The sequence below is a fragment of the Exilibacterium tricleocarpae genome, assembly GCF_007004655.1.
Taxonomy (GTDB): domain Bacteria; phylum Pseudomonadota; class Gammaproteobacteria; order Pseudomonadales; family Cellvibrionaceae; genus Exilibacterium; species Exilibacterium tricleocarpae.
Window position 1 is genome coordinate 13,127 of sequence record NZ_ML660118.1, and the last position, 23,688, is coordinate 36,814.

Sequence of the window (23,688 nt, forward strand, 5' to 3'; positions counted from 1 at the left end):
CGCCGTCCCTGCCCGGCCTGCGCCCTGTCGAAATCCCCGGCCCGGTTTTAACACCCACCCGCTGAAATACCACCGCAGTTGAAGAAGGTTGATAGGGAAATTAAGATGACGGACCTGCCTGCAAAACCCCGGTTATTGCCATCGGATACCGCCAACAGTGTTAATGCGCTGGATCACGGACATGAATGACACCCTAAAAATACTGCTGGTTGAGGACGACGACGGCGACTATTTTTTTACCAAGTCGGTGTTGGAAGAAGCCTACGGGGATAAATGCAGCATCGACTGGAAAAACAACATCGGCTCGGCTTTGCAGGCCACGCAGGACGAGCACTATGACGTCTTTCTGTTCAGTCTCAATGTGGGCGCAGAAAATGGGATTGACTTGACGCGCCAGGTTCAATCCCAGGGCAGCGAGACGCCGGTGGTGCTGTTGACCGGCACCGGCGGCGCCGGGGTTGAGGCCGAAGCGCGACAGGCCGGCGCGTCAGAGTTTTTGGCCAAACAACACCTGTCTGCGCCGCTGATCGAGCGCACTATCCGCTATGCCGTCGAGCAGAAAAAAGACGAGCAGGCGCTGAGACGATTGGCTCACTACGATCCACTGACCGGGCTGGCCAACCGCACCCTGTTCAACCTGCGCCTGAGCGAGGGTATTGCCACCGCCAAACGCCTGCGCGAATCCATTGCCTTGCTGGTGTTGGATTTGGATCATTTCAAAAAAGTTAACGACACCTTCGGCCACCCCGTCGGCGACAAACTGCTACAGGCGGTGGCCGCACGGGTCAGCGACTGTGTGCGCGAAACCGACACGGTTGCGCGTCTGGGCGGCGACGAGTTTGCCGTTATCGCCACGCACCTGGGCCGGCGCGACAACGCCGCGGTGGTCGCCAATAAAGTCATCCGCGGGGTCGCCCGGGTGAGCCAGGTGGACGACCAGGTGCTGTCGACCAGTGCCAGTGTCGGTATCGCTTTCTTTCCCGAAGACGCCTATGACGTCGATGATCTGCTGAAGCGGGCGGACCTGGCGCTGTATCAGGCCAAGGACGCCGGCCGCGGGGTGTACCGGTTTTACGATTCCGACCTGGATAAAAAAACCCGGGCCGTCAGTCGACTGCAGGCACAGATGTTCAAATCCATCCAGAAAAAACACTTCGTGCTCCACTACCAGCCCATTGTCGAGACCGAAACCTCGAAGTTGGTGGGGGTGGAGGCGCTGGTGCGCTGGGAGCACCCCGGCCAGGGCCTGGTCGGCCCGCGAACGTTTATCCCGATCGCCGAGTCGAGTGGCCTGATCATCGTGCTCGGCGAGTGGATTCTCAAGCAGGCCTGCCGGCAGTTGAAGGAGTACCAGGACAGCGGGCTGGAGCATTTGTCGGTATCGGTGAATATCTCGGCCGTGCAATTCAACCACGAAAAACTGTTTGAGCACGTGGCCGCGGCCATCGACCAAAGCGGCATACTGCCATCGCAGCTGGAGCTGGAGATCACCGAGAGCACGCTAATGTCGACGGCGACCCAGGTGAATGAAACACTGCAGAAACTCAGCGAACTGGGGGTGAAGTTATGCGTCGATGACTTCGGCACCGGCTATTCCTCCCTGGCCTACCTGAAACGCTTTCCGCTCAATCGTTTGAAAATTGATCGCAGTTTTATTCAGGAAGTGCTGAGAAACCAGGACGATGCCGCCATTACCCGGGCCATTATCACTATGGCCAAGGCCCTGCGGCTGGAAGTGGTGGCCGAAGGTGTCGAGACCGATCAGCAGTTTGCCTTTTTGCGCAACCACGGCTGTGAAACGGTGCAGGGCTTCTTTGTCAGCCGTCCTATGCCCGGAGAGAAACTGCTCCAGTGGCACCAGCGTTACTGCGCCAGTCACGACCCGGCGGGCGCTGATTAACCCGCTTATTCCTGCAACCCCCTGCGCCCCTGTGGATCGGGGTAGCGTCTGCAACGACCCGCGGCGCCTTTACCGTGCCTACTGCCTATACTTAGAGATTGGCAGGCCGATAGATGCCGGCCGGCCAGGTGAAGGTGTGGTTACCGCCATGATCCGGGCATTTGAGCTACAGTTATCGAAGGGCCGGTGGTTGGCAAACCGCCGCCAACTATACCCCGACGGTGCCACAGCTAGGGTCGGTCGTGTATTTCCCGACCTGAAAGCGGCCTGGATGCGGCGCCCTGGTCTATCAGCCCGGGCTGCCTGTTATTGGGCTGGCCACCGAGCCGCAATTGGCGCGTGACCGGGGCAGATGGCAGGTGTGGCCAGGCCGGTATTCGATAAACAACGCAGGATTTGCTTATGCAGTCGCTTATGAACCTGATAATCGCACCCGCGCGCAATCTGATGAGAAACCTGGGCAACGGGCAAAAGTTCCTGTTGATCACCCTGGTGTTCCTGCTGCCGATCTCCGTTTCCCAGTTCCTGCTGCTGGAACAATATAATCGCGCCATCGCCACGTTGGAGGCAGAGCAGGAAGGTCTGCAACACCTGCGTGCCAGCCGTGAACTCATCTTCGACGTCAATGCGGCGCTGCTGGCCGGGCGCAAGCTGCCGGCCGATTTCAACGATATCTCAGGGACGCCGCTCAGCCGCAGCAAGGTGGTGGCTGCCACCCGAGCCCAACTGCTGAGCGGGTTGCGCAGCAACAGCCAACAGATCTACGAGCTGTTGGGGTTTTACCAGCGCTCGCTGGCGGACTATAGCGGGCTGAACCTCGATCAGGACCTCGTCACCAACCGCCTGGTGCGACTGTATGCCGATTTGTTGCGCGGTCTGATGGCGGAGGTTACCCAGGTGGGCAGCACCGCTGCCGATATTGCCGAGGAGGGGCGGTTTGTGCCGAGGACGTTTATCGCCTTGTCCAACGCTGTCGAGTTGTCCCGGAGCAAGTTGCGGGGCGCCGATATTTATGTCGGCGAGACCCTCGACCTCGACGCCGGGGCCGGCGATCGCCTGACAGATTCCTGGCAGTCTTTTAGCGGTGCCATGGCGGCGCTGCTGAACCGGGTGAAGGATCAAATGCTCGACCCCGAGGTGATTGAAATCAACCGCGCCCAGGTGCACAGCGCCTGGCGGGGAGCCAGTACGGCAGCAGCGTCTTTTGTCGGCCAGTTGGAGCCGGTGCTCGACGAACGGATTGCCGCGCGCCTGCAACAGTATCGTTACCAGCGGTCGCTATCTCTGTTGGCATTGTCGTTCGGTTTATTGCTGGCCGCCGTGCTGTTTGCCGGATTCTATACGGCGGTTAGAGGTAGCACTGAAACAGTCAGTCAGGCGATGGAGCGGTTGGCGGACGGCAACCTTAACCAGCGGGTAGCGGTTGCCGGACACGATGAATGGGCGGCCATGGGCGGCAAGATCAATGCCATGGCGGTGTCGCTGGAGGAGTTGGTTGGCGGTGTCAATGAGTCGGCTACGGTGCTGTTTGATACCTTGTCCGGGGTCAGGGACGTGGCGCAGAATGCCCGCCAGGGGGCCCAGTCCCAAACCTGCGATACGGAAAACCTGCAGGCCACCATCAACAACCTGCACGCCTCGTCACAGGGCATCCGCCAGCAACTGGCCGATACGGTGAGCGCCGCCGACGGCGCCCGGGCGACCGCCGAGGAGGGGCGTGATTCGCTGGCGGAACTGGAGTCAGTGATGACGCGCCTGAGAAATGCGTTGACTGGGGCGCAGGCCTCGATCGGGCAACTGGTGGAGGGTACCCGCAATATCGGCGATATCTCCAGCGCTATCAACGAGATCGCAGAGCAGACCAATTTGCTGGCTTTGAATGCAGCCATTGAAGCGGCCCGCGCCGGCGACCAGGGTCGCGGCTTTGCAGTGGTGGCCGACGAGGTGAGAACCTTGGCTCTAAAGACCCAGGAGCAGACAGAAAAGATCAAGGCCACGCTCAGCGCTATCGAGGAAGCGTCCATCGTCAGCGAGCGCAGCATGGGGGAGACCGGTACGCAGATGGAGGCGAGTTATGAAAAAGTCGGCATGGTTACCACCACGCTCAACCGCCTGGGGGAGCTGATCGACGAAGTTCACAGTGCCGGCAATGTCATTACCGGCTCCACCCGCGAACAGCAGGAGCTGCTCGAAGAGATGGTTACTATGTCCAATCATATCCGCGAGATAACCGACAGGGCTTATCAGGGGGCTGAGGTTACCGGCGAATCTGTGGAACAGATCGCTGCGGTGGCTTCGCAGCTAACGGAAGAGATTGCCCGTTTTAAAGTGACGCAGCGCCGGGCTTAATGGCCGGACATGCCCGGAGCCCCGGTGGCCGATAACAATCTCACGGCTTGTTGCGTGTTCGGATGATCTTTACCGGCGCCAGTTGAGAGTGCTTTAACCGCCGTGTCGAGGTCCTTCCGGGCACTGGCGTAAAGGTTGGACTGCAACTTTAACCTGGCGCGCAGATAGTGCGCGTAGCCCACATCCGCGCTTTTTTGATGCGACCTGGCCAGCCGTGTCGCTGTGTGCAGGAAATCATCTACATACTGTTTTGCCACTCCTTTATCGTCTGAATCCAGCGCAGTAATTGCAGCCTCGCGCAATGTCTGGCTCAGTAAAAAACCGGCTTTCTGTTCAGGGTATCCCATAGACTCAAGCAGGGCTCCGGCTGCCTGCAAGGCTGTGTGAAAGTGTCCCTGTTGGCGCAAGAGCACCACCCGGGCCAGGGCGATTCTATCGAGTGGGCGGCGGTTGACTATGGGGCTTGCCTGATAGACCGTCTCGGCGGCGCGAAGATTATCCTCCGCCTCTGAATACTTACCCTGATAAGAAAGTATTTTTCCAATATTGAATTGATGGTGGGCGACCTGTAGCGTATCCCCCTGGCGGCGCACCTTGCCGATATTTTCCCGATACAGTGCCAGGGCTTCATCAAATCTGTGCAAACGCATTAACCCGTCGGCGTAGCGGGTGACAAATTTGTCGGGTAACTGGTTCTCCCCGCCGGTGCTTTGGAGACGTTCGAGGACCTGGCGGCGCACCTCGACAGAGGCGAGGATTTCGCCCATCGTATCCATAAGTATGGCCCGGTTCTGCCTCTCGATCTGATAGCCGATGGTTGAGTCGCGGCCGCTTTTTTCCATCAGTTCCAACAATTGATCGTTGGTTGTCAGCACTTCGGTTTGGAGGCCGAGACTGTAGAGTATCAGGGTTTTTCTGTTAAGCAGGGAAAAGTGCAGTTCACCCGGCGCGGAGGCGAGTTCGCTGGAAGCGCTCAGCGCTTTATCTATTACGGCAAGTGCACCTCGTGGGTCGCCCTCGCTCACCAGCAGGCGTGCACGGGCATGATCGCAGGTTAGCCGGTTGTTAATCGACGTCAATGGCAGTCCGGTCTGTATTGATATGGCGTCTTTATAGTGTCTTTTTGCGAACTCGGGGTCGATGCGAAACATTCGGTTCGCGCGGGCGCACAGGATCGTGCTGACAAGTTCCCAATCATCTTGTTGCCGCGCCACGTTTTCCGCTTTTTGCAATATGTCTGCCGCCCGCTTCGTATTCGCCAGCGAATAATATGACTGGGAAAATTCATACAGCATATGCCCGATATAGCGTGGCCTCGACTCGAACTGCCGCTCCAGCATCGAGACCCCGCGATCGAGTAATTCTGCCAGCGTCAGCGCTGTTCCCGCAGGTCCGATCTCTTCGAGCAGCAGCCTGAGGAAGTCGTTGGAGGCCTGGACGTGTTGTTGCTGGTAGCGGGCCAAGTCCCGTTGCCGTTGCGCTTCGTGCATTTGCAAGATAGAAAACAGCGTCGAAAAACACAGAGAAAGTATCGCCGCGGCGGCAATCGATGCCAGGGTGCGGTGGCGGTGGATAAATCTTCCCGCGTGGTAAAGTGGACTGTAGGGCCGGGCTTGAATGGGGAAGCCGTTTAGGTAGCGTTTGATGTCATCTGCGAGATACCTGACCGATGTGTAACGCGATTCAGGCCTGGTGTCTATCGCCTTTGTGAGGATTGTGGCGATATCTCCCCGCAGTGTCTTGCGTCGATCACGGGAGCCGGTTACTGTCTCGGATTTCGCGGGCCGGTTGTGAAGACCGGTATGCTGAAGGTTTGCCGCCGAAGTGCCGTTTGCATAAGGTTTGCTGCCGGTTAGCAGCTCGTAGAGGACAACGCCGAGGGAATACACATCGGTGGTGATATTAACTGTTTTGCCCTGTAACATTTCGGGGCTCGCGTATCCCGGAGTCATAGGGCAAGACGACGCCTGGGTGAGTTCAACACCAGGCTTGCCGGTTGCGAGTATTTTGGCGATGCCGAAATCCAATAACTTTACAGTGTTGTTTTCATCGACCAGTATATTGCTTGGTTTAAGATCGCGGTGAACGACCAGGTGACTATGGGCGTACTGAACGGCCTCGCACACATTTAGAAACAGGTAAAGTATTTGCTTTGACGTCATTTTTTTGAGGCGGCAGTATTTGTCTATAGAGGTGCCGTTTATGTAATCCATGACAAAGTAAGGCGTGCCGCAGTCTGTGACACCTCCATCGACGAAACGCGCGATATTTTCATGGTTTAGCTGTGCGAGGATTTGTCGCTCAGACATAAATCGGTAGCGGGAAATGGGGTCATCGGCGCCGAGCGGTAAGACTTTCAGCGCCGCGCGCTTGGTGTACTGGTGATCCGCCCGCTCCGCCAGGTATACGCTGCCCATGCCGCCGCGTCCGAGTAAAGCGAGAAGTTTCCAGGGGCCTACCTGCTTTAGACCGGGGAGCCCGGTGTTTTCCTGGTTTGTTTTGAGTGCGTCGAGTCGTTGTAAAAAATGCTCAAAGTAGCCGGCGCAATCCCCGGCTGCCGACAGCAACGCCTCGACCTCGCGCCTGAGGTCATTGTCCGCGCCGCAGGCCCGTGCGAGAAACTCTGCCCGCTGTTGAGGTGGGAGCGCCAGTGCCCGGTGAAATATCGAGTCTACTTGTGGTTGGCCGATTATCATTGCCGGGGCCTGTGTCCAATGCCTGTAGATTGGGCACTAAATGGAAGTGCCTGTCTGCTCGGGTACAAGATTCCCGCCAGGGTGTTTTTGCTGTTGCAGGCGCAGTTCTCTATGCAGCCAGGCGCTTAGCAGGCTCCAGTCGCGCTTTACCGTCGATTTGGAAACCTGCAGGGAGTTGGCTGTCTCTTCAATACTCATGCCGCCAAAAACGCGACATTCCACAATTTGGCAATAGCGCGTGTTTTTATCTTCGATTCTCTTTAATAACCGATCGATATAAAGCAACTCATCAAGCGTTGTGCCGCGATTTTCTGCAATAAGGTTGTCGTCGAACTCTGCCTGGTCGGTGTTGGTGAGACGCTTTTCCGCGCTGCTGCGCTCGGCGTAATTGACCAGAACCTGGCGCATGATTTTTGCGGCGGTTGCGAAGAAGTGGGTCCGACTTTTGTAGCTGCCCTTTACCGAGTTCAGCTTCAGGTAGGCTTCGTGTATGAGTGCGGTGGTGTTTAGGGTGTTGTTCCCCGACCAGCCGCGCCTTTGGCAGTGTGCAATCTTGCGCAACTCCCGGTAGATGTATTCAGACAAATCGTGAGAGACGACCTGACCGCTCTCCAGGTGGCTTTGGCGATGAGCATTTAGTCTCTGAGTGATATTTTCTTCGTCCATGAGAAGGTGCCGTTTGGCGGATAAGCTTAGGTCGATGTGATTATCTCGATGGCGCCTGACGAAGTCAACGAGCTGTGAATAAATCACAGGGCGACGGTGGGATAACTCACACGTAGGTAAGTGTAATCCGATATTCGCTGGTGATTCACCCGCAGAGCAAACTTTTTGAGCCAAAATGATCGCCTAATCTGTAAGTACTGGTAACGGCTCGATGTGGCTTCGGGAAGCTCCGGTTGCCGTTCGAGCCCGGGTTGATTGAGCAGGGCATAGGTTTCCACTTTAGTTATTGCAGGAGTGCAATTATGAATACAGCTGTTAAAAGATGTTTTTTACGCCTGGGAGTCGCTTGTCTAACGATCTTATCGCTTTCGGCTTACGCTGAATCCACGCAGGTGGCGCAAGTGGGAGCTTATGGCGCAGACGGTAAGATAGAGTTGCTGTCGGATCGGTTTTTGAAGGAATTTCCAAACGGCAGGCCGATTGCAGAGATAAGCGTTGTCAACGTGGGCGGTTACCTGCACCTTTCGCGCAAGGGCTTCGCCGGTGAGCAGGGCTGTCGCGTGGAGCGAATTCAATTGGTGGATGCCCAGCGCACCCCGCTGGTGGCGGGCTCCGACCCGGCCGAGGGCGGGGGGGCTTTTATTATTTCCGCGTATCCCACCGAACTGATCGGTTGCAAAGATGATGGCTGCCATGCCTTGAGAAACGTCCCGCCCTGGCCCCAGAGTGCGATATGCGATAACACTGAGGCAAGCGACGGCAAGTGTGCCTGTCATATCAATCGCGGTTTTGGCATTGAGATTATCCGAGACGGGTTATTCTGCCTGGACCTACGTGAAATCATGATTTCAAACCTGCTGTACTGGATGAAAGCACCCTGGGTCAGTGACGAAACCATTTACGAATAATTACCTGTCCTCAGGTGAAAAGTTAAGGGTGGCTGGAGGAAAAAGAAAATGCGAAATACAGTGTTGACGCTTATGGCACTGGCGGCGTCGTTGCCCGCCTACGCCTGTCTCAAAAACGGTGCGCTGGATACTTGCCAGTATCCGCCGCTCAACGATGACAACGGTCTGGTGGCGCAGTTTACCGGTATCAATGACGAATCCGCGGCGCCGGTGGCGGGCGCGGCTGTCAATCTACATCGGGTTACTTTGACAGGTGCGGATAGCAGATGCGCAGACGGCTCGCCGGCGGTGATGTATGTGCGCAACGCCACCGGTGCGGTCAATCAAAGTCGCTGGTTGATTGTCCTGGAGGGTGGCGGCACCGGATTTGACCCCAACAATACATTGGACCAGGCGATGTGGAACCGCTGGACCGGCGCCGGCCCGACGCCACTGCTCAACTGGCTGCAAAAAAGCAGCACGGATTGGCTTACGGCCGGCGGCGCTATCGGCCGTGACGGCCAGCCTGATTTGCCTTTGGAAGTGGTAGTGGGAGGGATTTTAAACGGCGCCGCCAGTAGTTTTAGTGGCTGGAATGCCGTCTATGTCAACTACTGCAGCAGCGACGGCTGGATGGGACAGCAGGCGGGTGTGGAAATGCCGGGTGCCGGGACCTGGGTGGAGGGCGGTGATGTGTGGGAGGGGTTCAAGATGGACTTTCACGGTCACGATATCATCGCCGACGTGCTGGCCATGCTTGACGACCCCGCCAGTTGGTCGGCCGATCAGAACCCCGAGTATCAAATGCCCGATATCAGCGATGCGAAAATCGTGTTTGTGGCGGGCGAATCCGCCGGCGGTAACGGCGTGATGGAAAACCTTGATTTTATCGCCGACACCCTGACCGCGATCAATCCCGGGGTGCAGGTGTCCGGTTCCGTTGGGGCGAGTCACAAACCGACGATAGCAACGCCCGCCGACAGTTGGTGGCTGGACGGTAACGGTAACCTGACAGATGACATCGAGGAGGGCATGATCAGTCGCTGGGCTCAGGTGTTGCAGGTCAACGGCTTTGTCGACCAGTCCTGCCTTGGCGCGGGAGGTACTTACGAGTGCACTTTACTGCCCTTGCTGCTGCCATCGATTACCACCGGCGTGCATGTCAAGCAGGATATGTCCGACCCTCTGGTATCCAGTCCCTATGCGGTTTTGCCGCCGCTGCCGCCGCCGTTTCCACTCAATCCCTATCAGGACGGTATCATCACCGACTATACCGATTGGATTGCGACCGGGGTGGCGGCATTTTTCGCCCCGAACTGTGGTGTACACGCCTCTTTGACGGGGCCGGCCTATTTCAGTGATGTCCTGCAGCAGCGCGAATTTACCGGTGGCGTTATCGGTGCCATTGTCTACGACACGGTGTCCTATGATGAAGCCTTGCTCCGTTTTGTCGCTCCGGGTCTGGCGCCGGTACAGATTCACCACGGTTTGACAGGCACGACGCTCGGTGGCAACGACTATGTGTGGGTAAGCCCTCCAGGCTGCTAAACGATCGCCGGTCTGCCGCTGTCAACTCAATCAACCCCATGGGGCCGCCGGCTGTCAGCCGCGGCCTCATTTTTATGCAGTTGCGGATAACTGTATTTTAGGCGTTGGTGCATGCTGCCGACTGACCGTAAACTCGATTGAAGGTGAACATATGCAGTGAAAGGAACCGTATAACGCCGTTACCTAGTCTGTCGCAGCGGGTGTTCGATATCTTCTTCTGATGTCGCAGGACTGCTACTGTAAACCTTGGGTTCTGTACCGGACAACCATCTTTGCAGCACACCGATTAAGGTTTGCTGTTTGATTGGCTTGGTAATATAGTCGTCCATACCCGCGGCGTAGCATTTTTCGTCATCGCCTTTCATCGCGTGAGCGGTGAAGGCGACGATCGGCACGTTTTGAATTTCTCCACCCGCCTCCAATTCGCGAATGGCTTTGGTGGCTTCGATACCATCCATCTCCGGCATATTGTAATCCATAAAGATCAAATCGAATTGCTCTTGCTTTACCAGGTTGACAGCTTTCAGACCGTTCTCGGCGGGTGTGACCTGACAGCCCAGTTTCTCCAACATTGCCGTAGCTACCATCTGGTTGACCGGATTGTCTTCGGCCAGCAGAATTTTCTTTCCACCGAAGTCCAGCTTGTCAGTATCGGCTTTGTTACTTTGCTTGCTGGCTTCGCGCAATGAATGGCGGGTGATCAAATTGGCTGGGGAGGTATCTTTCATCATAGACATCGCAGAGAGCGCAAGAATAATATCATTGCCGCTCGTTGGTTTTGTTAAAAATCCAGAGAAGCCTGCTTCCTGCATCCGTTGATTATCTCCACGACTGGGTGCCGACGAAATCATCAACAGGGACATAGCGCTCGTGATGGCTTCACTTTTTATCGATATTGCCAGGTCCACGCCGTCAAGGCCTGGCATCATATAATCGAATACACCCAATTTATAGGGCTTGCCCGCCATCGCAGCCTTTCTAATCATCTTCAACCCTTCATCGCCCGAGGATGCGATATCGATCTTCATGCCTTGCGCAAGCATATGTTCGGCGGCAATATCCTGGGCGACCTTGTTGTCATCCACGATAATGGCCTTGATACCGGACAAGTCCGCAGAGAGGTTGAGGGGCTGGCGTTTGTCGGCGCTTTCATCAACTTCAAGCTGAAAGGTGAACCAGAAAGTCGAGCCCTTTCCGAGGACGCTTTCAACGCCGATGTCGCCACCCATTATTCCCGTCAATTCCTGGCAAATGGAAAGGCCTAAGCCTGTGCCACCAAACTTGCGAGTGGTTGAACCGTCGGCTTGACTAAATTTATGAAAGATATGTTCGCGTTTATCTTCCGGTATTCCAACGCCAGTATCTTCTACTGAAGCCCGAAACCTGACAAGACCCGCTTTCTCTTCTTCAGTTTTTACACTTATCAGAATGTGACCACTTTCTGTAAATTTCAAAGCGTTGCCGGCCAGATTGAGGAAGATTTGTCGCACCCGCCCCGGGTCGCCCAGTATATGACAGGGCATATCCGGTGCAAACCGGAGCAGCACCTCCAAGCCTTTTTCCTGCGCTTTAACGGCAATCAGCTCAGCGACCTCCTCGACCAATACCTGCAGATTAAAAGGGATTGTCTCAAGGTCCATTTTACCAGCTTCTATTTTAGAAAAATCCAGGATTTCATTGACAATCGCCAACAAATGCTCGGCAGAGCTTTTTGTCGTGTGGGCGTAAGTTTCCTGCTGGCTGGTCAGTTGCGTTTCAAGTAACAGGTTTGTCATGCCAATGATACCGTTCATCGGCGTTCGTACTTCGTGAGACATATTGGCCAGAAATTCGGATTTGAGTTTGTTGGCTTCCTCAGCTTTCTCCCTGGCTACTTGTAACTCAAGCGTTTGTATTTCCAGGTCTTGCGAATACTTGAGAAGCTGGGCCTCCACTTGCTTTTTTTCCGTTATATCCGCAATTGTGCCGATCATTCGCCTGGGATTTTCGGTGCTGTCCCGAACAGCAGTTCCCTTGCCATGAAACCAGCGATATTCACCGGATTTAGTGCGCAAACGGTATTCGGTATCAAAAGGGATGTCGCGGTCCAGGTGTTTTTTGATTTCTCTCTTTACATGTGCCGTATCATCTTTGTGTAAGAGCAAGAGAAAATTTTCCTGGCTTGCTTCAATCTCATGATCATCGTAACCCAGGAGCTTCTTATGTTGCGGTGACCAGTACACCTCGTCTTTATCGATGTCAGGCCAATCCCAGATACCCTCATTCGTGCCTTCCACAACCAGCTTGAAACGCTCCTGGCTTAGCTGCAATTCAGAAGTGCGTTCATCGACACGTTGTTCGAGTAGTTTTTTGGCTTTTTCGATCTCATGGGATGCAGTTATTAGTCGATACCATATTACAAAGACCGTAGCCAGCAGCACTATAGCCAAGGCGAACATCATTACCTGGAAGATGTAATCAATCCTCTGTAGGACATCGAAATAGGTGTTGTAATTAGCTTGCAGATCATTGAGATGTTCGAGGTAATCCGGCTTGCTGATTTCTGTCACCAGGTTCTGGATAATTCCAGTCTGGCCGACAATGATGTCGAGATGACTCATGAGACTTCTGCTGAGTTTTTGGGCGCCGGGATAGCGTTCTCCGATTTTTTGAAGGGCTTTGGAATTTTCTTGAATTTTTAGCATTAAGCCGTCTTCGTTTTTTAGCAGAAAAGCCGATGTGTCATATAACAACTGTTCAATATTAACAATCTCTTTTTCTGTGCCTGGTATTTTCTCAAGTGTCGTATGGAGTTCATCCAGCAGCACAGGAAAGCTGTTTTGGGAATTGCGCAACGTTGCGTTAAAAGCTTTGAATCGTTCAATATTTTCCTGGCGATAGATAAAGGACTCTTTATAGGCTGCCAGATTTTTTCTTATAGCTTGCTCAATAACGGGAAGCTCTCTATGGGATGGGTGCAGGGTTGCAGAAAACCAATCGCTCTCTAATGAGTGAACGCCGGTTTTTTCAAGTGCGGTTATAATATCGGCTATTTTCTTCCCTGAATCAACTACAGGGTCATAGTTTTCCAGTAGCCCGTTTCTGAGTTTTAGAATGTCTTGCGATAGTAATATGTCGTACTGCTTAACCTGATTAATTTTATCGACCGCCTTAAAATACTCCTCGCGGTTTTCAACTTCTGATGCTAAGAAAAGCATTGTTATCAGTGATAAGGGCACAAGGACTGCCACAATTCTTATTTTTCTTGCATGTTTACTTCGCATTGAGCTTTTTTCCTTTATACTCGCCGGTTAAAGTCTCAAGAAATTCTATAATAGCTGTGATCTCTTCCCGGTTTAATTCACGACCGAGCTGATACCTGGCCATGATTTTTACAGCATCTTCCAGTGTCTGGGCAGAGCCGTCATGAAAATAGGGTGCCGTTACCTCGACATTGCGAAGCGAGGGAACTTTAAAGACATACTTGTCCCAATCCTTTCCTGTAACGTTGTACCTGCCGAGGTCTGCCGTGGTAACCGGGGAGCCTCGGTCCTTGAAGTAATCTCCTACAACGCCAAATGTCTGATACATATTGCCGCCGATGTTTTGACCTTGGTGGCAGGAAGTACAGCCAAACGATTTAAAGTAATCGTAACCTTTCATCGCTCGGGATGAAATCGCATCCTCAGCACCGAGTAGGTACCGATCAAACGGCGAGTTTGGCGTGTTCAACGAGCGTTCAAATGTGGCGATGGCATCCTTTACATGTGCTTTTGTCGGCGGGGATTGATAAATTTTATGAAACCGCCTGATATATTCTTCGTTGTTGGAGAGCTTTCGTAAAATGGACGTCCAGTTGCTGGCCATTTCGTCCGGGTTGTGAATCGGCCCTTCTATTTGCTCTTCCAGCGTTTTTGCCCTGCCGTCCCAGAAAAAAACAAAATGATTGCCCACATTGAAAACCGTCGGCGCGTTGGTAGCACCGGGTTTGCCGGAGACACCGAGGGAATATCTCAACCCGTCGGTGCCACCATGTTTCAGGTCGTGGCAGGATGCGCAGGCAATGCGATTATTTTTTGACAGCTGCGGGTCGTGAAAGAGTTTCTCTCCCAATGCCACTTTTTGCTTGTCAAATGTCGCATTCGGAGCAATTGGATCGATGGGCTCAGTGCTTTGCCCCAGAGCAACACTGTTTGAAAGCAAAAAACACACTATCAGTAAAACCCAAGAGCGAAAGTGAGTATTACAGGAAAATAGATGTCTTTTCCTTACAGCCAAACTCATCATGGTTGTCTATCTTACCAGTCTAAATCGGGAGGTGATTTTTGCTTATGAAAATCTCATTTAATAGATTTCTGTGCTATATCAGTGGGTTTGCGCGCTGCCCGGTTACGTATTCAGAATAGCACCTGTCCCTGGGAAATCGATTTTTCGACGTTTACCGGGGGTTAAACGGTTCACGTTAATGGCGTTACCGGGAGAAAATGACCAAAACCGGCGGCCCTGCACGTTATTGGGCGAGGTCGCGACTGCCTGCGGGACAGGTGCTTTCGTACATCCCCGGCCGCGGTTCTATGATCAGGTGTGGTACCGTTTTGCAGATGGCGAGGGGGACCGGTGCCGAGTTGTAGCGGCGGCCTCAATCGGTCGGGGTCGCAGCCTGTGCCTGTTCACGAGCAAATTCCATGGATATTTCGATATGCCCGGTGTGTGCGTCGACTTGTTCCGTTATCGGCTTAAAGCCGCATTTCAGATAGAAATCTACACTGTTGACGTTTTCTTTGTAGACATTGAGCTGTAGCTTGCGGCGGGCATCTTTCGCCTTTCGCATCAGGCTTTTACCGATGCCGCCACCCTGGGCGTTGGGGGCGACGAAAATTGCCGCCAGGGTGTCTTCATACAGTGATGCGAAGCCTTTTACTTCACCGTTTTCCTCATACACATAGGTTTCCGATGCCGGGATATAGACCTCGCGCATTTCTGCCACTTTTGATCGCCAGAAGTCTGCGGCGACAAAGTCGTGGGCTTTGATCGAGGCGTTCAGCCAGATATCGATCACCGCTTCCATATCGGTAGGTTTAAAACTTCGAATCATGATGTCTCCTGGAGGTTCTGCATGGTTGATTGTGTCGGGTGTTGGGGCGCGCGGGATGCAGGCGCAATCAGCCGAGGTTTTGCGCCGGCCATGAATAGAGCCTATTGCCAGGCCGGCGCCACTGGGAAAAAAGCCGCCTGGCAGTTATCGCCGTGGTCAGGCCTTCGACGTTTATCGGTGGATCAGGAAGCTTGATGTCAGGCTGTCTTACTGTCGACCACCTTGTGGTATTGCCCGGCTGCTATTTTAAACAACAGACCTGGAAACCATTTTTTAACCCACAATGCGTGCATTTCAATACCCTTGCCGACAGCAATTTCAGGCTTGCCTTTGTGAAAGCCGCGCATAATAACCTGCGCGCATTCGGTCACATCCATGCCGCCGGCAATAAACTTATCCATACGGCCGAACCGCGTGCCGTCACCGCTGAGGGCGTTTTCAGATATCGGCGTGCGGATAAAACCGGGTGTAATAGTGGTTACCTTGATTCCCAAATGGGTGACCTCGGCGCGCAGCGAATCGAAAAACCCCATAACGGCGTGTTTGGCGGCGCAGTAACCGGTGCGCAACGGGGCGCCCACTTTGCCGGCTATTGAGGCGGTGGCGGCGATATGGCCGCTGCGCTGTTCCACCATAATGGGGAGCACCGCCCGGGTCAGGGCGATCTGACCAAAGACGTCCACCTCAAACAGGGTCCGGTAGGTTTGCAGCTCAGTTTCCAGACAGGTCGAACGCTGTGAAATGCCGGCATTGTTGATCAGCATATCGATCCGCCCGCCGAAAGCGCGGGCGGCACTGACTTTGTCTTCCATAGCGGCCGTATCGGTAATATCGAGAGGCAATACGAACAGGTCGCGGGAATCGCCGCCGTTTGCGACGCATTGTTCCTTGACCTCGTGCAACGCCGTTTCGCGCCGGGCGGAAAGGATCAGTCGGGCGCCCTCGGCGGCGAAGGCCTGTGCCAGTGCCGCGCCGATACCGGATGAGGCGCCGGTAATCCAGATGATTTGTCCCTTGAACATAGTGCGGCTCCTCACCGTGGGAAAAGATTAGGTCGCAGCGCCGGCGTTAGCAGGCCGGCGGCCAGGGTGGCGAGAGCGGCGAATGCACACGCTGGGAGGTACCGGCGGCCGATAAACCCGCTGCGCCCCGGATAATATAATTATCTTCGATGGGTTTCAAAGCGTCGCGGGTTCAGGTATCTGTGGCGGGAGTGCCATGCGGGCCGCCGGACTCCTCGCCTGTCCGCGACGGACGTTGAAACGCCGGCGGGTTCTCAGGCGCCCATGGCCCGGGCCGCTTTGGAACCGTTGCTGCGTCCGAGCGCACGTGAAATAAAGTCGCCGGCGGCAATCAATCGCTTCAGGTCGACGCCGTGCTCGATGCCCAGGCCGTTGAGCATATAGACCAGGTCTTCGCTGGCGACATTGCCGGAGGCGCCTTTGGCATAGGGACAGCCGCCGAGGCCGGCAACGGCGCTGTCGACCACTTTCACGCCCATCTGTAGGGCGGCAAAAATATTGACCAGCGCCTGGCCGTAGGTGTCGTGCATATGCACAGCCAGCTTCTCCACAGGCACCTGTTCAGCCACCGCCTCCAGCATGGCGGTCACCGCCGCCGGCGTGCCGACGCCGATGGTGTCGCCCAGGGAAATTTCATAACAGCCCATCTGCACCAGTTCCCGCGCCACCTCGGCGACCTTGGCGGCGCTGACTGCGCCCTCGTAAGGACAGCCCACCACACAGGATATATAACCGCGCACCGGCAGCTTGTGTTCGGCGGCCGCGACCAGCACCGGCGCGAAGCGCTCCAGACTGGCGCTGATCGAGCAGTTGATATTTTTCTGGCTGAACGTCTCGGAGGCGGCGCCAAATACGGCCACTTCATTGGCGCCCGCGGCCAGCGCCCGTTCGAAGCCTTTCAGATTCGGGGTCAGGGCCGCATAGGTTACTGCCGGGCGCCGTTGCAACGTCTGGAAGACCTCATCGCTGCCGGCCATCTGCGGCACCCATCGCGGATTGACAAAGCTGCCGGCCTCGACGTAGGTCAGGCCCGCGTCCACCAATTGTTCGACCAGCGCCACCTTGGTGGCGACATCGATGGATTGCGCTTCGTTTTGCAGGCCGTCGCGGGGCGCCACCTCGACAATGCGTACCTGTTGTGGGAGTGATTGGTTCATCGTATTTCAGCCGTTGGCTCTCATTCGTCGACGGTGGCCTTGAAGTCCACCAGGGTTGCACCGCCGTCCACCAGTTGCCCCGGTTGGAAGTAAAATTCTACCACCTCACCGGCGCCGGGTGCGCGGATAGTGTGCTCCATTTTCATCGCCTCCAGCACCAGCAGCGGATCGTCTTTTTCGACCCGGCTGCCGGCGGCCGCCAGCAGCGTGACAATGGTGCCGTTCATCGGCGCGGTCAAGCCGCCGCCGTCGCCTTGCTCCACGTCCTCGCCATAATCCGGCGTCACGCGCTTGAACTGCAGCGCGCGGTCCTGGGTGTAAAGGGTGAAACTGTCGTCGTGGGGCGCTACCGTGGCGCGGGTCTGGTAGCCGTCGATAGTGACCCGCAGGGTGTTGCCCTGCAGTGAGCCCTCGGCGTGGTAGGTGCCGCCGCCACAGCGGATCAGATAGCGATTGCCGGCGCCGGTAGCGAGTTGTTCCACTGCGATGTCGTGTTGCTGCTCGTGCAGCGACAGACTGAAACGGTGCAGGTGTGCCTCGTTCAGGCGCCAGGCATCGGTGGCATGCCAGGGCGACCAGGGATCGGTGGAGGCGCGGGCGTTGCGGGCGGCGCTTTGCGCCTGTTCCAGCACCAGGTAGACAGCGGCCAGCGGCAGGTCCCGGCCCAGGTCGTACCGGCTGTCGTGAAAGATAACCGCGTGGTGCTTTTCAATAAAGCCGGTGTCGAGTTCAGCGTCGCGAAACGGCGGGCAGGTGGCCAGGTTGTAGAGGAAATCGAGATTGGTGGTCAGGCCGCCGATCCGATACTCCTGCAGCGCCTTGGCCAGTCGTTGCCGGGCCCGGTCGCGGTCTTCGTCCCATACCACCAGCTTGGCGATCATCGGATCGTAGTAAACACTGACCTCGTCGCCCTGGCGCACACCGGAATCGATACGCACATGCGGACTGCTGTCGGGCGGCTGTAAAAACAGCAGCGGGCCGGTGACCGGCAGAAAATCGTTGTGGGGGTCTTCGGCGTAAACCCGGGCCTCGAACGCGTGGCCGTGAATGCGCAACTGGTCCTGGGCTAACGGCAGGGTTTCTCCCGCTGCCACGCGCAGCTGCCACGCCACCAGGTCCTGCCCGGTGATCATTTCGGTGATCGGGTGTTCGACCTGCAGTCGCGTATTCATTTCCATGAAATAGAAAGCGCCGTCGCGATCGAGCAAAAACTCCACTGTACCGGCACCCTCATAGTCGATGGCCCGGGCGGCGCGCACGGCGGCTTCACCCATGGCGGCGCGCAGCTCTTGTGACAGACCGGGTGCCGGAGCCTCTTCAATGACCTTTTGGTGGCGTCGCTGAATCGAGCAGTCGCGCTCGAACAGGTAGACCGCGTTGCCGTGCCGGTCGCAAAACACCTGGATTTCCACATGACGCGGTTGGGTCAGGTATTTCTCCACCAGCATTTCATCGTTGCCGAAACTGTTGGCGGCCTCGCGCTTCGCCGCCGCCAGCGCGGCCTCGAACTCGCCCGCCTCCCAGACCTGGCGCATACCCTTGCCGCCGCCGCCGGCAGTGGCTTTGAGCAGCACCGGGTAGCCCATGGTATCGGCGTGTTGACGCAACACCGCGGCGGCCTGGTCGGCGCCGTGATAACCCGGTACCAGCGGCACCTTGGCTGCAGCCATGATAGTTTTGGCCGCGGCCTTGGAGCCCATAGCTTCGATGGCCGGCGCCGGCGGCCCGATAAACACCAGGCTCTGTGCTTTACAGGCACGGGAAAAGTCGGCGTTTTCCGATAGAAACCCGTAACCGGGGTGGATCGCCTCGGCGCCGGTCTGTTTGGCTGCTGCCAGTATTTTAGATGCCTGTAAGTAAGACTCCCTTGAGGGCGCCGGCCCGATATGCACAGCCTCGTCCGCCATATCGACATGCAGGGCCCGGCGGTCGGCATCGGAATAGACCGCCACGGTGCGAATACCCAGGTCGCGGGCCGTGCGGATGATACGGCAGGCAATCTCGCCGCGGTTGGCAATCAGTATTTTTGTAAACATGGCTCGGTTTATGGCCTCTCGCTGCGAATAATTAGGCGCGGTAATTGGGTTTGCGTTTTTCCAGAAAAGCCTGCAGCCCCTCCTGGCCCTGGGCGGAAACACGGATGCGGGCGATGCGCTCGCTGGTGTCGGCGATCAACGACTCTGTGATCGGGCGGTCGCCGATATCGGCTATTAGCTGTTTTGCCGCGACTATCGCGGCGGGACTGTTGGCGAGTATGTGCTCCAGCCACTGGTCGATCACCGGATCGAGTTGCGCCGCCTCCACCGCTTCACTCACCAGGCCCAGGCCGGCGGCAGTGGCGGCACTGAATCTTTCGGCGGTGATGAAATAGCGCCGCGCCGCCCGCGCGCCCATGGCCGCGATAACATAGGGGCTGATGGTGGCCGGTATCAGGCCGATCTTCACTTCGCTCAGGCAGAAGCTGGCGCTCCGGCTGGCCACCGCCATATCGCAGCAGCCCACCAAGCCCACGGCGCCGCCGAAAGCGGCGCCCTGGACGCGGGCGATGGTGGGTTTGGGCAGTGTGTTGAGGGTGTTCAGCATCTGTGCCAGGGCATCGGCGTCGCGGCGGTTTTCCTCATAGGAGTAGCCGGCCATGCGCTGCATCCAGGCCAGATCGGCGCCGGCGGAAAAGCTTTTGCCCGTGGCCGCCAGTACTACCGCCCGCACCTGCTTGTCTGCCGCCGCCGCTTCGAAACGGCGGGTCAGCAGGGCGATCACGGCGTCGTCAAAGGCATTGTGTTTGTCCGCCCGATTGAGCGTAATGGTCGCCACGCCGCGGGCGTCGATATCCATTAACACAGTGGTTTCGCTCATGCTGCTCTCCGCAAAGATGTAGTCGGGAAAAGTTACATTCGGAAAACGCCGAAGCGGGTTTCCTCGAGTGGCCGGTTCAAACTGGCGGAGATCGCCAGTCCCAGCACGTCGCGGGTGTCCGCCGGATCGATAACCCCGTCGTCCCACAGCCGCGCCGAGGCGTAGTAGGGGTGACCCTGGTGTTCGTAGGTATCGACAATCGGTTGTTTGAACCGGGTTTCTTCGGCCTCGCTCCACTTCTCGCCGCGAGCTTCAAACTGATCCCGCTTCACCTGCGCCAGTACGCCGGCGGCCTGCTCGCCGCCCATCACCGAAATACGTGCGTTCGGCCACATAAACAAAAAGCGCGGATCATAGGCGCGCCCGCACATGCCGTAGTTGCCGGCGCCGAAGGAGCCGCCGATCAACACGGTAAACTTGGGCACCCGGGCACAGGCCACCGCGGTCACCATTTTGGCGCCGTGTTTGGCGATGCCTTCCGCCTCGTACTGCCGGCCCACCATAAAGCCGGTAATATTCTGCAGGAACACCAGCGGTATTTTGCGCTGTGCGCACAGTTCGATAAAGTGCGCGCCTTTTTGCGCCGACTCGCCGAACAGGATGCCGTTGTTGGCGACTACGCCCACCGGGTAGCCGAAGATACGGGCGAATCCGCAGACCAGGGTGGTGCCGAACAGGGCTTTGAATTCGTCAAACTCGGAGGCGTCGACCACGCGCGCGATAATTTCCCGCACATCGTAGGGCTGGCGGGTATCTTTCGGTACCACGCCGTAGATTTCCTCGCTTTTGTAGCGCGGCGGTTGCGGCGTCGCCAGATCGCAGTGAACCGGTTTGACCCGGTTGAGGCGGGCAATCGACTGGCGTGCCAGCTTCAGGGCATGGTGATCGTTTTGCGCATAGTGGTCCGCCACGCCGGAGGTGCGGCAGTGCACATCAGCGCCGCCGAGTTCTTCCGCCGTGACGATCTCGCCGGTGGCGGCTTTTACCAGCGGCGGTCCGCCGAGAAAAATGGTGCCCTGTTCGCGCACGATAATGGACTCGTCGGCCATTGCCGGCACATAGGCGCCGCCGGCGGTGCAGGAGCCCATAACCACGGCGATCTGCGGAATATTTTGTGCGGAGAGGTTGGCTTGATTGAAAAAGATACGGCCAAAGTGTTCGCGATCGGGAAACACCTCGTCCTGGCGCGGCAGGTTGGCGCCGCCGGAGTCCACCAGGTAGATACAGGGCAGGTGATTTTGTTCGGCGATGGCCTGTGCACGCAGGTGTTTTTTGACGGTCAGCGGGTAATAGGAGCCGCCCTTCACCGTGGCGTCGTTGGCGACCACCATGCACTCCTGGCCCGCTACCCGACCGATGCCGGCGATCACGCCTGCTGCCGGCACATAGTCGTCGTAGACGTCCCAGGCTGCCAGTTGCGATAACTCCAGAAACGCCGAGCCGGGATCGAGCAGCGCATCGATGCGTGCGCGGGGCAGCAGCTTGCCGCGGCCGGTGTGTTTGGCCTGGGCTTTGTCACCGCCGCCCTGTTTGATCTGTGCCAGTTTATCCTTGAGGTCGTCCACCTGTGCGCGCATATGTTCGGCATTGGCGGTGAAATCGCTGCTTTGCGGGTTTACTTTGCTTTTCAACTGAGCCATCGGCACTTAGGAAAAGGGGACGGAGGGATTTAATTTTGGCCGGCCGAGCCGGCCAAAATTAAATCCCTCCGTCCCCTTTTTCGTTCCTCCTGTTTATTTTATTTGGTTTCGTTAAACAGCTCGCGGCCGATCAACATGCGCCTCACCTCGGAGGTTCCCGCGCCTATCTCGTAGAGCTTGGCATCGCGCAGCAGGCGCCCGGCCGGATATTCATTGATATAACCATTGCCCCCCAGCGCCTGGATTGCCTGCAGTGCCATCTGGGTGGCTTTTTCCGCGGTGTAGAGAATCACCGCGGCGGCGTCCTTGCGGCTTTCCTCACCCCGGTCACAGGCTTTTGCCACGGCGTAAAGGTAGGCGCGGCTGGCGTTGAGATCGGTATACATATCGGCCACTTTGCCCTGCATCAGCTGGAACTCGCCGATGCTCTGGCCGAATTGCTTGCGGTCGTGCAGGTAGGGTACCACCAGGTCGAGACAGGCCTGCATAATCCCCACCGGGCCGCCGGACAGTACTGTGCGCTCGTAGTCGAGCCCGCTCATCAGCACTCTGGCGCCGCGGTTCTCCTCCCCGAGAATATTTTCCACCGGCACCTGGCAGTCCTCGAACACCAACTCGCAGGTATTGGAGCCGCGCATGCCCAACTTGTCGAGTTTCTGGGCGCGGGAGAAACCGGGGAAATCGTGTTCTACCAGGAACGCGGTAATGCCGCGTGAACCCGCCTCGGGATCGGTTTTGGCATAGATCACATAGGTGTGGGCGTCGGGGCCGTTGGTGATCCACATTTTATTGCCGTTGAGCAGGTAGTGGTCGCCGTTTTTGCGGGCGTGCAGTTTCATGCTGACCACATCGGAGCCGGCGTTGGGTTCGGACATGGCCAGGGCGCCGATATGCTCGCCGGAGCAGAGTTTCGGCAGGTACCTGAGCTTTTGCGCCGGGGTGCCGTTTTTGCGTATCTGGTTAACGCAGAGATTGGAGTGAGCGCCGTAGGAGAGTCCTACCGAGGCGGAGGCGCGGGAGATTTCCTCCATCGCCACCACATGGGCCAGGTAACCCATATTGCTGCCGCCGTATTCTTCTTCGACGGTGACACCGAGTAACCCCATAGCGCCAAACTTGCGCCACATGTCCATGGGGAAGACGTTGTCGGCGTCGATGGCGGCGGCGCGCGGGGCCAACTCGGCCTGGGCGAAGTTATAGACGCTGTCGCGCAGCATATCGATATCTTCGCCGAGGTCGAAGTTGAGGGTGGGGTAGGCGGTATTCATACAGTTTCCTCCAGCGCCTGCAGGCAGCGCGTTTCCGATTCTTCCAGGTCGGCCATCATTAGCTCGATGTCCAGCAGTTGTTGTTGCAGCAGCATTTTGCGCTGGCGGATTTTGCTGAGCAGGGAGTTGAGTTGTTCGGTGTTACTGCCGCCGGGGTGATACATATCGATGATTTCGCGGCTCTCCTGCAGTGACAGCCCCAGGCGCTTGCCGCGCAGGATCAGCTTCAGCCGGGTGCGGTCACTGTTGGAGTATATCCGGGTCTGACCCCGTCGCCGGGGGGCTAGCAGTCCCTTGTCCTCATAGAACCGGATAGCCCGGGTGGTGATATCGAACTCCCGGGACAGGTCGGAGATGCTGTAGGTGGTACTCATGGCGGTGGTTGCAGTCCCGGCGGTGGCATGATGAGGGGGTCATGATAGACAAGGTTGACGTTTACGTAAAGGTTAGGGGTGCCATTCTTGCGTAGGGGTGCCTTCTGGTGGCACGGTGGTGTCCTTGAGGGAGGGGAGTGGCACCATGCTAGGGGGACGCAACTGAAGTTACGTCCCCGCACCGTGCCACCGGAGGTGGTGCCCCAAAAAAGAGGAGTGGCAACCATGCTAGGAGTCGAAAGGGGTCGGGG

At 56.8% G+C, this 23,688-nt stretch carries 16 protein-coding genes; 4 read left to right on the forward strand and 12 right to left on the reverse strand.

The genetic code is table 11. The annotated features are described in order from the left end of the window. Positions 1-181 precede the first annotated feature (181 nt). Together FKG94_RS27450 and FKG94_RS27455 are read left to right on the forward strand one after the other, a co-directional pair. The gene (locus FKG94_RS27450) at positions 182-1,900 is read left to right on the forward strand and encodes a two-component system response regulator (protein WP_179957839.1); all 1,719 of its coding nucleotides are present in this window, start codon (positions 182-184) and stop codon (positions 1,898-1,900) included. A gap of 402 nt (positions 1,901-2,302) precedes the next feature. After that, on the forward strand, positions 2,303-4,249 hold the full coding sequence (locus FKG94_RS27455; RefSeq protein WP_142930158.1) for a methyl-accepting chemotaxis protein: 1,947 nt from the start codon (positions 2,303-2,305) through the stop codon (positions 4,247-4,249). Here FKG94_RS27455 and FKG94_RS27460 read toward each other — a convergent pair. After that, on the reverse strand, positions 4,246-6,945 hold the full coding sequence (locus FKG94_RS27460) for a serine/threonine protein kinase (RefSeq protein WP_142930159.1): 2,700 nt from the start codon (positions 6,943-6,945) through the stop codon (positions 4,246-4,248). The genes FKG94_RS27455 and FKG94_RS27460 overlap by 4 nt on opposite strands. A gap of 36 nt (positions 6,946-6,981) precedes the next feature. Then, the gene (locus FKG94_RS27465) at positions 6,982-7,611 is read right to left on the reverse strand and encodes an ECF-type sigma factor (RefSeq protein ID WP_142930160.1); all 630 of its coding nucleotides are present in this window, start codon (positions 7,609-7,611) and stop codon (positions 6,982-6,984) included. Between the two features lie 302 nt (positions 7,612-7,913). Here FKG94_RS27465 and FKG94_RS27470 point away from each other — a divergent pair, with 302 nt between their 5' ends. Beyond that, complete coding sequence (locus tag FKG94_RS27470) at positions 7,914-8,519, forward strand: hypothetical protein (RefSeq protein WP_142930161.1); 606 nt, start codon at positions 7,914-7,916, stop codon at positions 8,517-8,519. Between the two features lie 48 nt (positions 8,520-8,567). Next, positions 8,568-10,046, forward strand: coding sequence for a pectin acetylesterase-family hydrolase (locus FKG94_RS27475; RefSeq protein ID WP_142930162.1), 1,479 nt, complete (start codon positions 8,568-8,570; stop codon positions 10,044-10,046). A gap of 179 nt (positions 10,047-10,225) precedes the next feature. Here the strand turns inward: FKG94_RS27475 and FKG94_RS27480 are convergent, their stop codons facing one another. The 10 genes from FKG94_RS27480 to FKG94_RS27525 form a co-directional block, all read right to left on the reverse strand. Beyond that, positions 10,226-13,309 carry a response regulator gene (locus tag FKG94_RS27480; RefSeq protein ID WP_142930163.1) on the reverse strand — a complete coding sequence of 1,028 codons (3,084 nt, stop codon included), beginning with the start codon at positions 13,307-13,309 and terminating at the stop codon, positions 10,226-10,228. After that, the gene (locus FKG94_RS27485; RefSeq protein ID WP_142930164.1) at positions 13,299-14,312 is read right to left on the reverse strand and encodes a cytochrome-c peroxidase; all 1,014 of its coding nucleotides are present in this window, start codon (positions 14,310-14,312) and stop codon (positions 13,299-13,301) included. Before FKG94_RS27485 ends, FKG94_RS27480 begins: the two co-directional genes overlap by 11 nt. Positions 14,313-14,664: 352 nt before the next feature. Next, positions 14,665-15,120, reverse strand: coding sequence for an N-acetyltransferase (locus tag FKG94_RS27490; protein ID WP_142930165.1), 456 nt, complete (start codon positions 15,118-15,120; stop codon positions 14,665-14,667). Positions 15,121-15,317: 197 nt separating this feature from the next. Continuing rightward, positions 15,318-16,142: an SDR family oxidoreductase gene (locus FKG94_RS27495; RefSeq protein ID WP_142930166.1), complete on the reverse strand. Its 825-nt coding sequence runs from the start codon at positions 16,140-16,142 to the stop codon at positions 15,318-15,320. Between the two features lie 254 nt (positions 16,143-16,396). Continuing rightward, positions 16,397-17,299 (reverse strand): hydroxymethylglutaryl-CoA lyase, encoded by a 903-nt coding sequence (locus FKG94_RS27500; protein WP_142930167.1) that lies wholly within the window; start codon positions 17,297-17,299, stop codon positions 16,397-16,399. A gap of 20 nt (positions 17,300-17,319) precedes the next feature. After that, positions 17,320-19,335, reverse strand: coding sequence for an acetyl/propionyl/methylcrotonyl-CoA carboxylase subunit alpha (locus FKG94_RS27505; RefSeq protein ID WP_142930168.1), 2,016 nt, complete (start codon positions 19,333-19,335; stop codon positions 17,320-17,322). 31 nt (positions 19,336-19,366) lie between these two features. After that, on the reverse strand, positions 19,367-20,155 hold the full coding sequence (locus FKG94_RS27510) for an enoyl-CoA hydratase/isomerase family protein (RefSeq protein ID WP_142930169.1): 789 nt from the start codon (positions 20,153-20,155) through the stop codon (positions 19,367-19,369). A 32-nt stretch (positions 20,156-20,187) separates the two neighbouring features. Further along, entirely contained in the window at positions 20,188-21,795 is a 1,608-nt protein-coding gene (locus FKG94_RS27515; protein ID WP_142930170.1) for a carboxyl transferase domain-containing protein, read from the reverse strand. A gap of 98 nt (positions 21,796-21,893) precedes the next feature. Continuing rightward, positions 21,894-23,063: an isovaleryl-CoA dehydrogenase gene (locus tag FKG94_RS27520; protein ID WP_142930171.1), complete on the reverse strand. Its 1,170-nt coding sequence runs from the start codon at positions 23,061-23,063 to the stop codon at positions 21,894-21,896. Next, positions 23,060-23,437, reverse strand: a complete 378-nt coding sequence (locus FKG94_RS27525) for a MerR family transcriptional regulator (protein WP_142930172.1) — start codon at positions 23,435-23,437, stop codon at positions 23,060-23,062. Before FKG94_RS27525 ends, FKG94_RS27520 begins: the two co-directional genes overlap by 4 nt. Between the last annotated feature and the right edge of the window lie 251 nt (positions 23,438-23,688).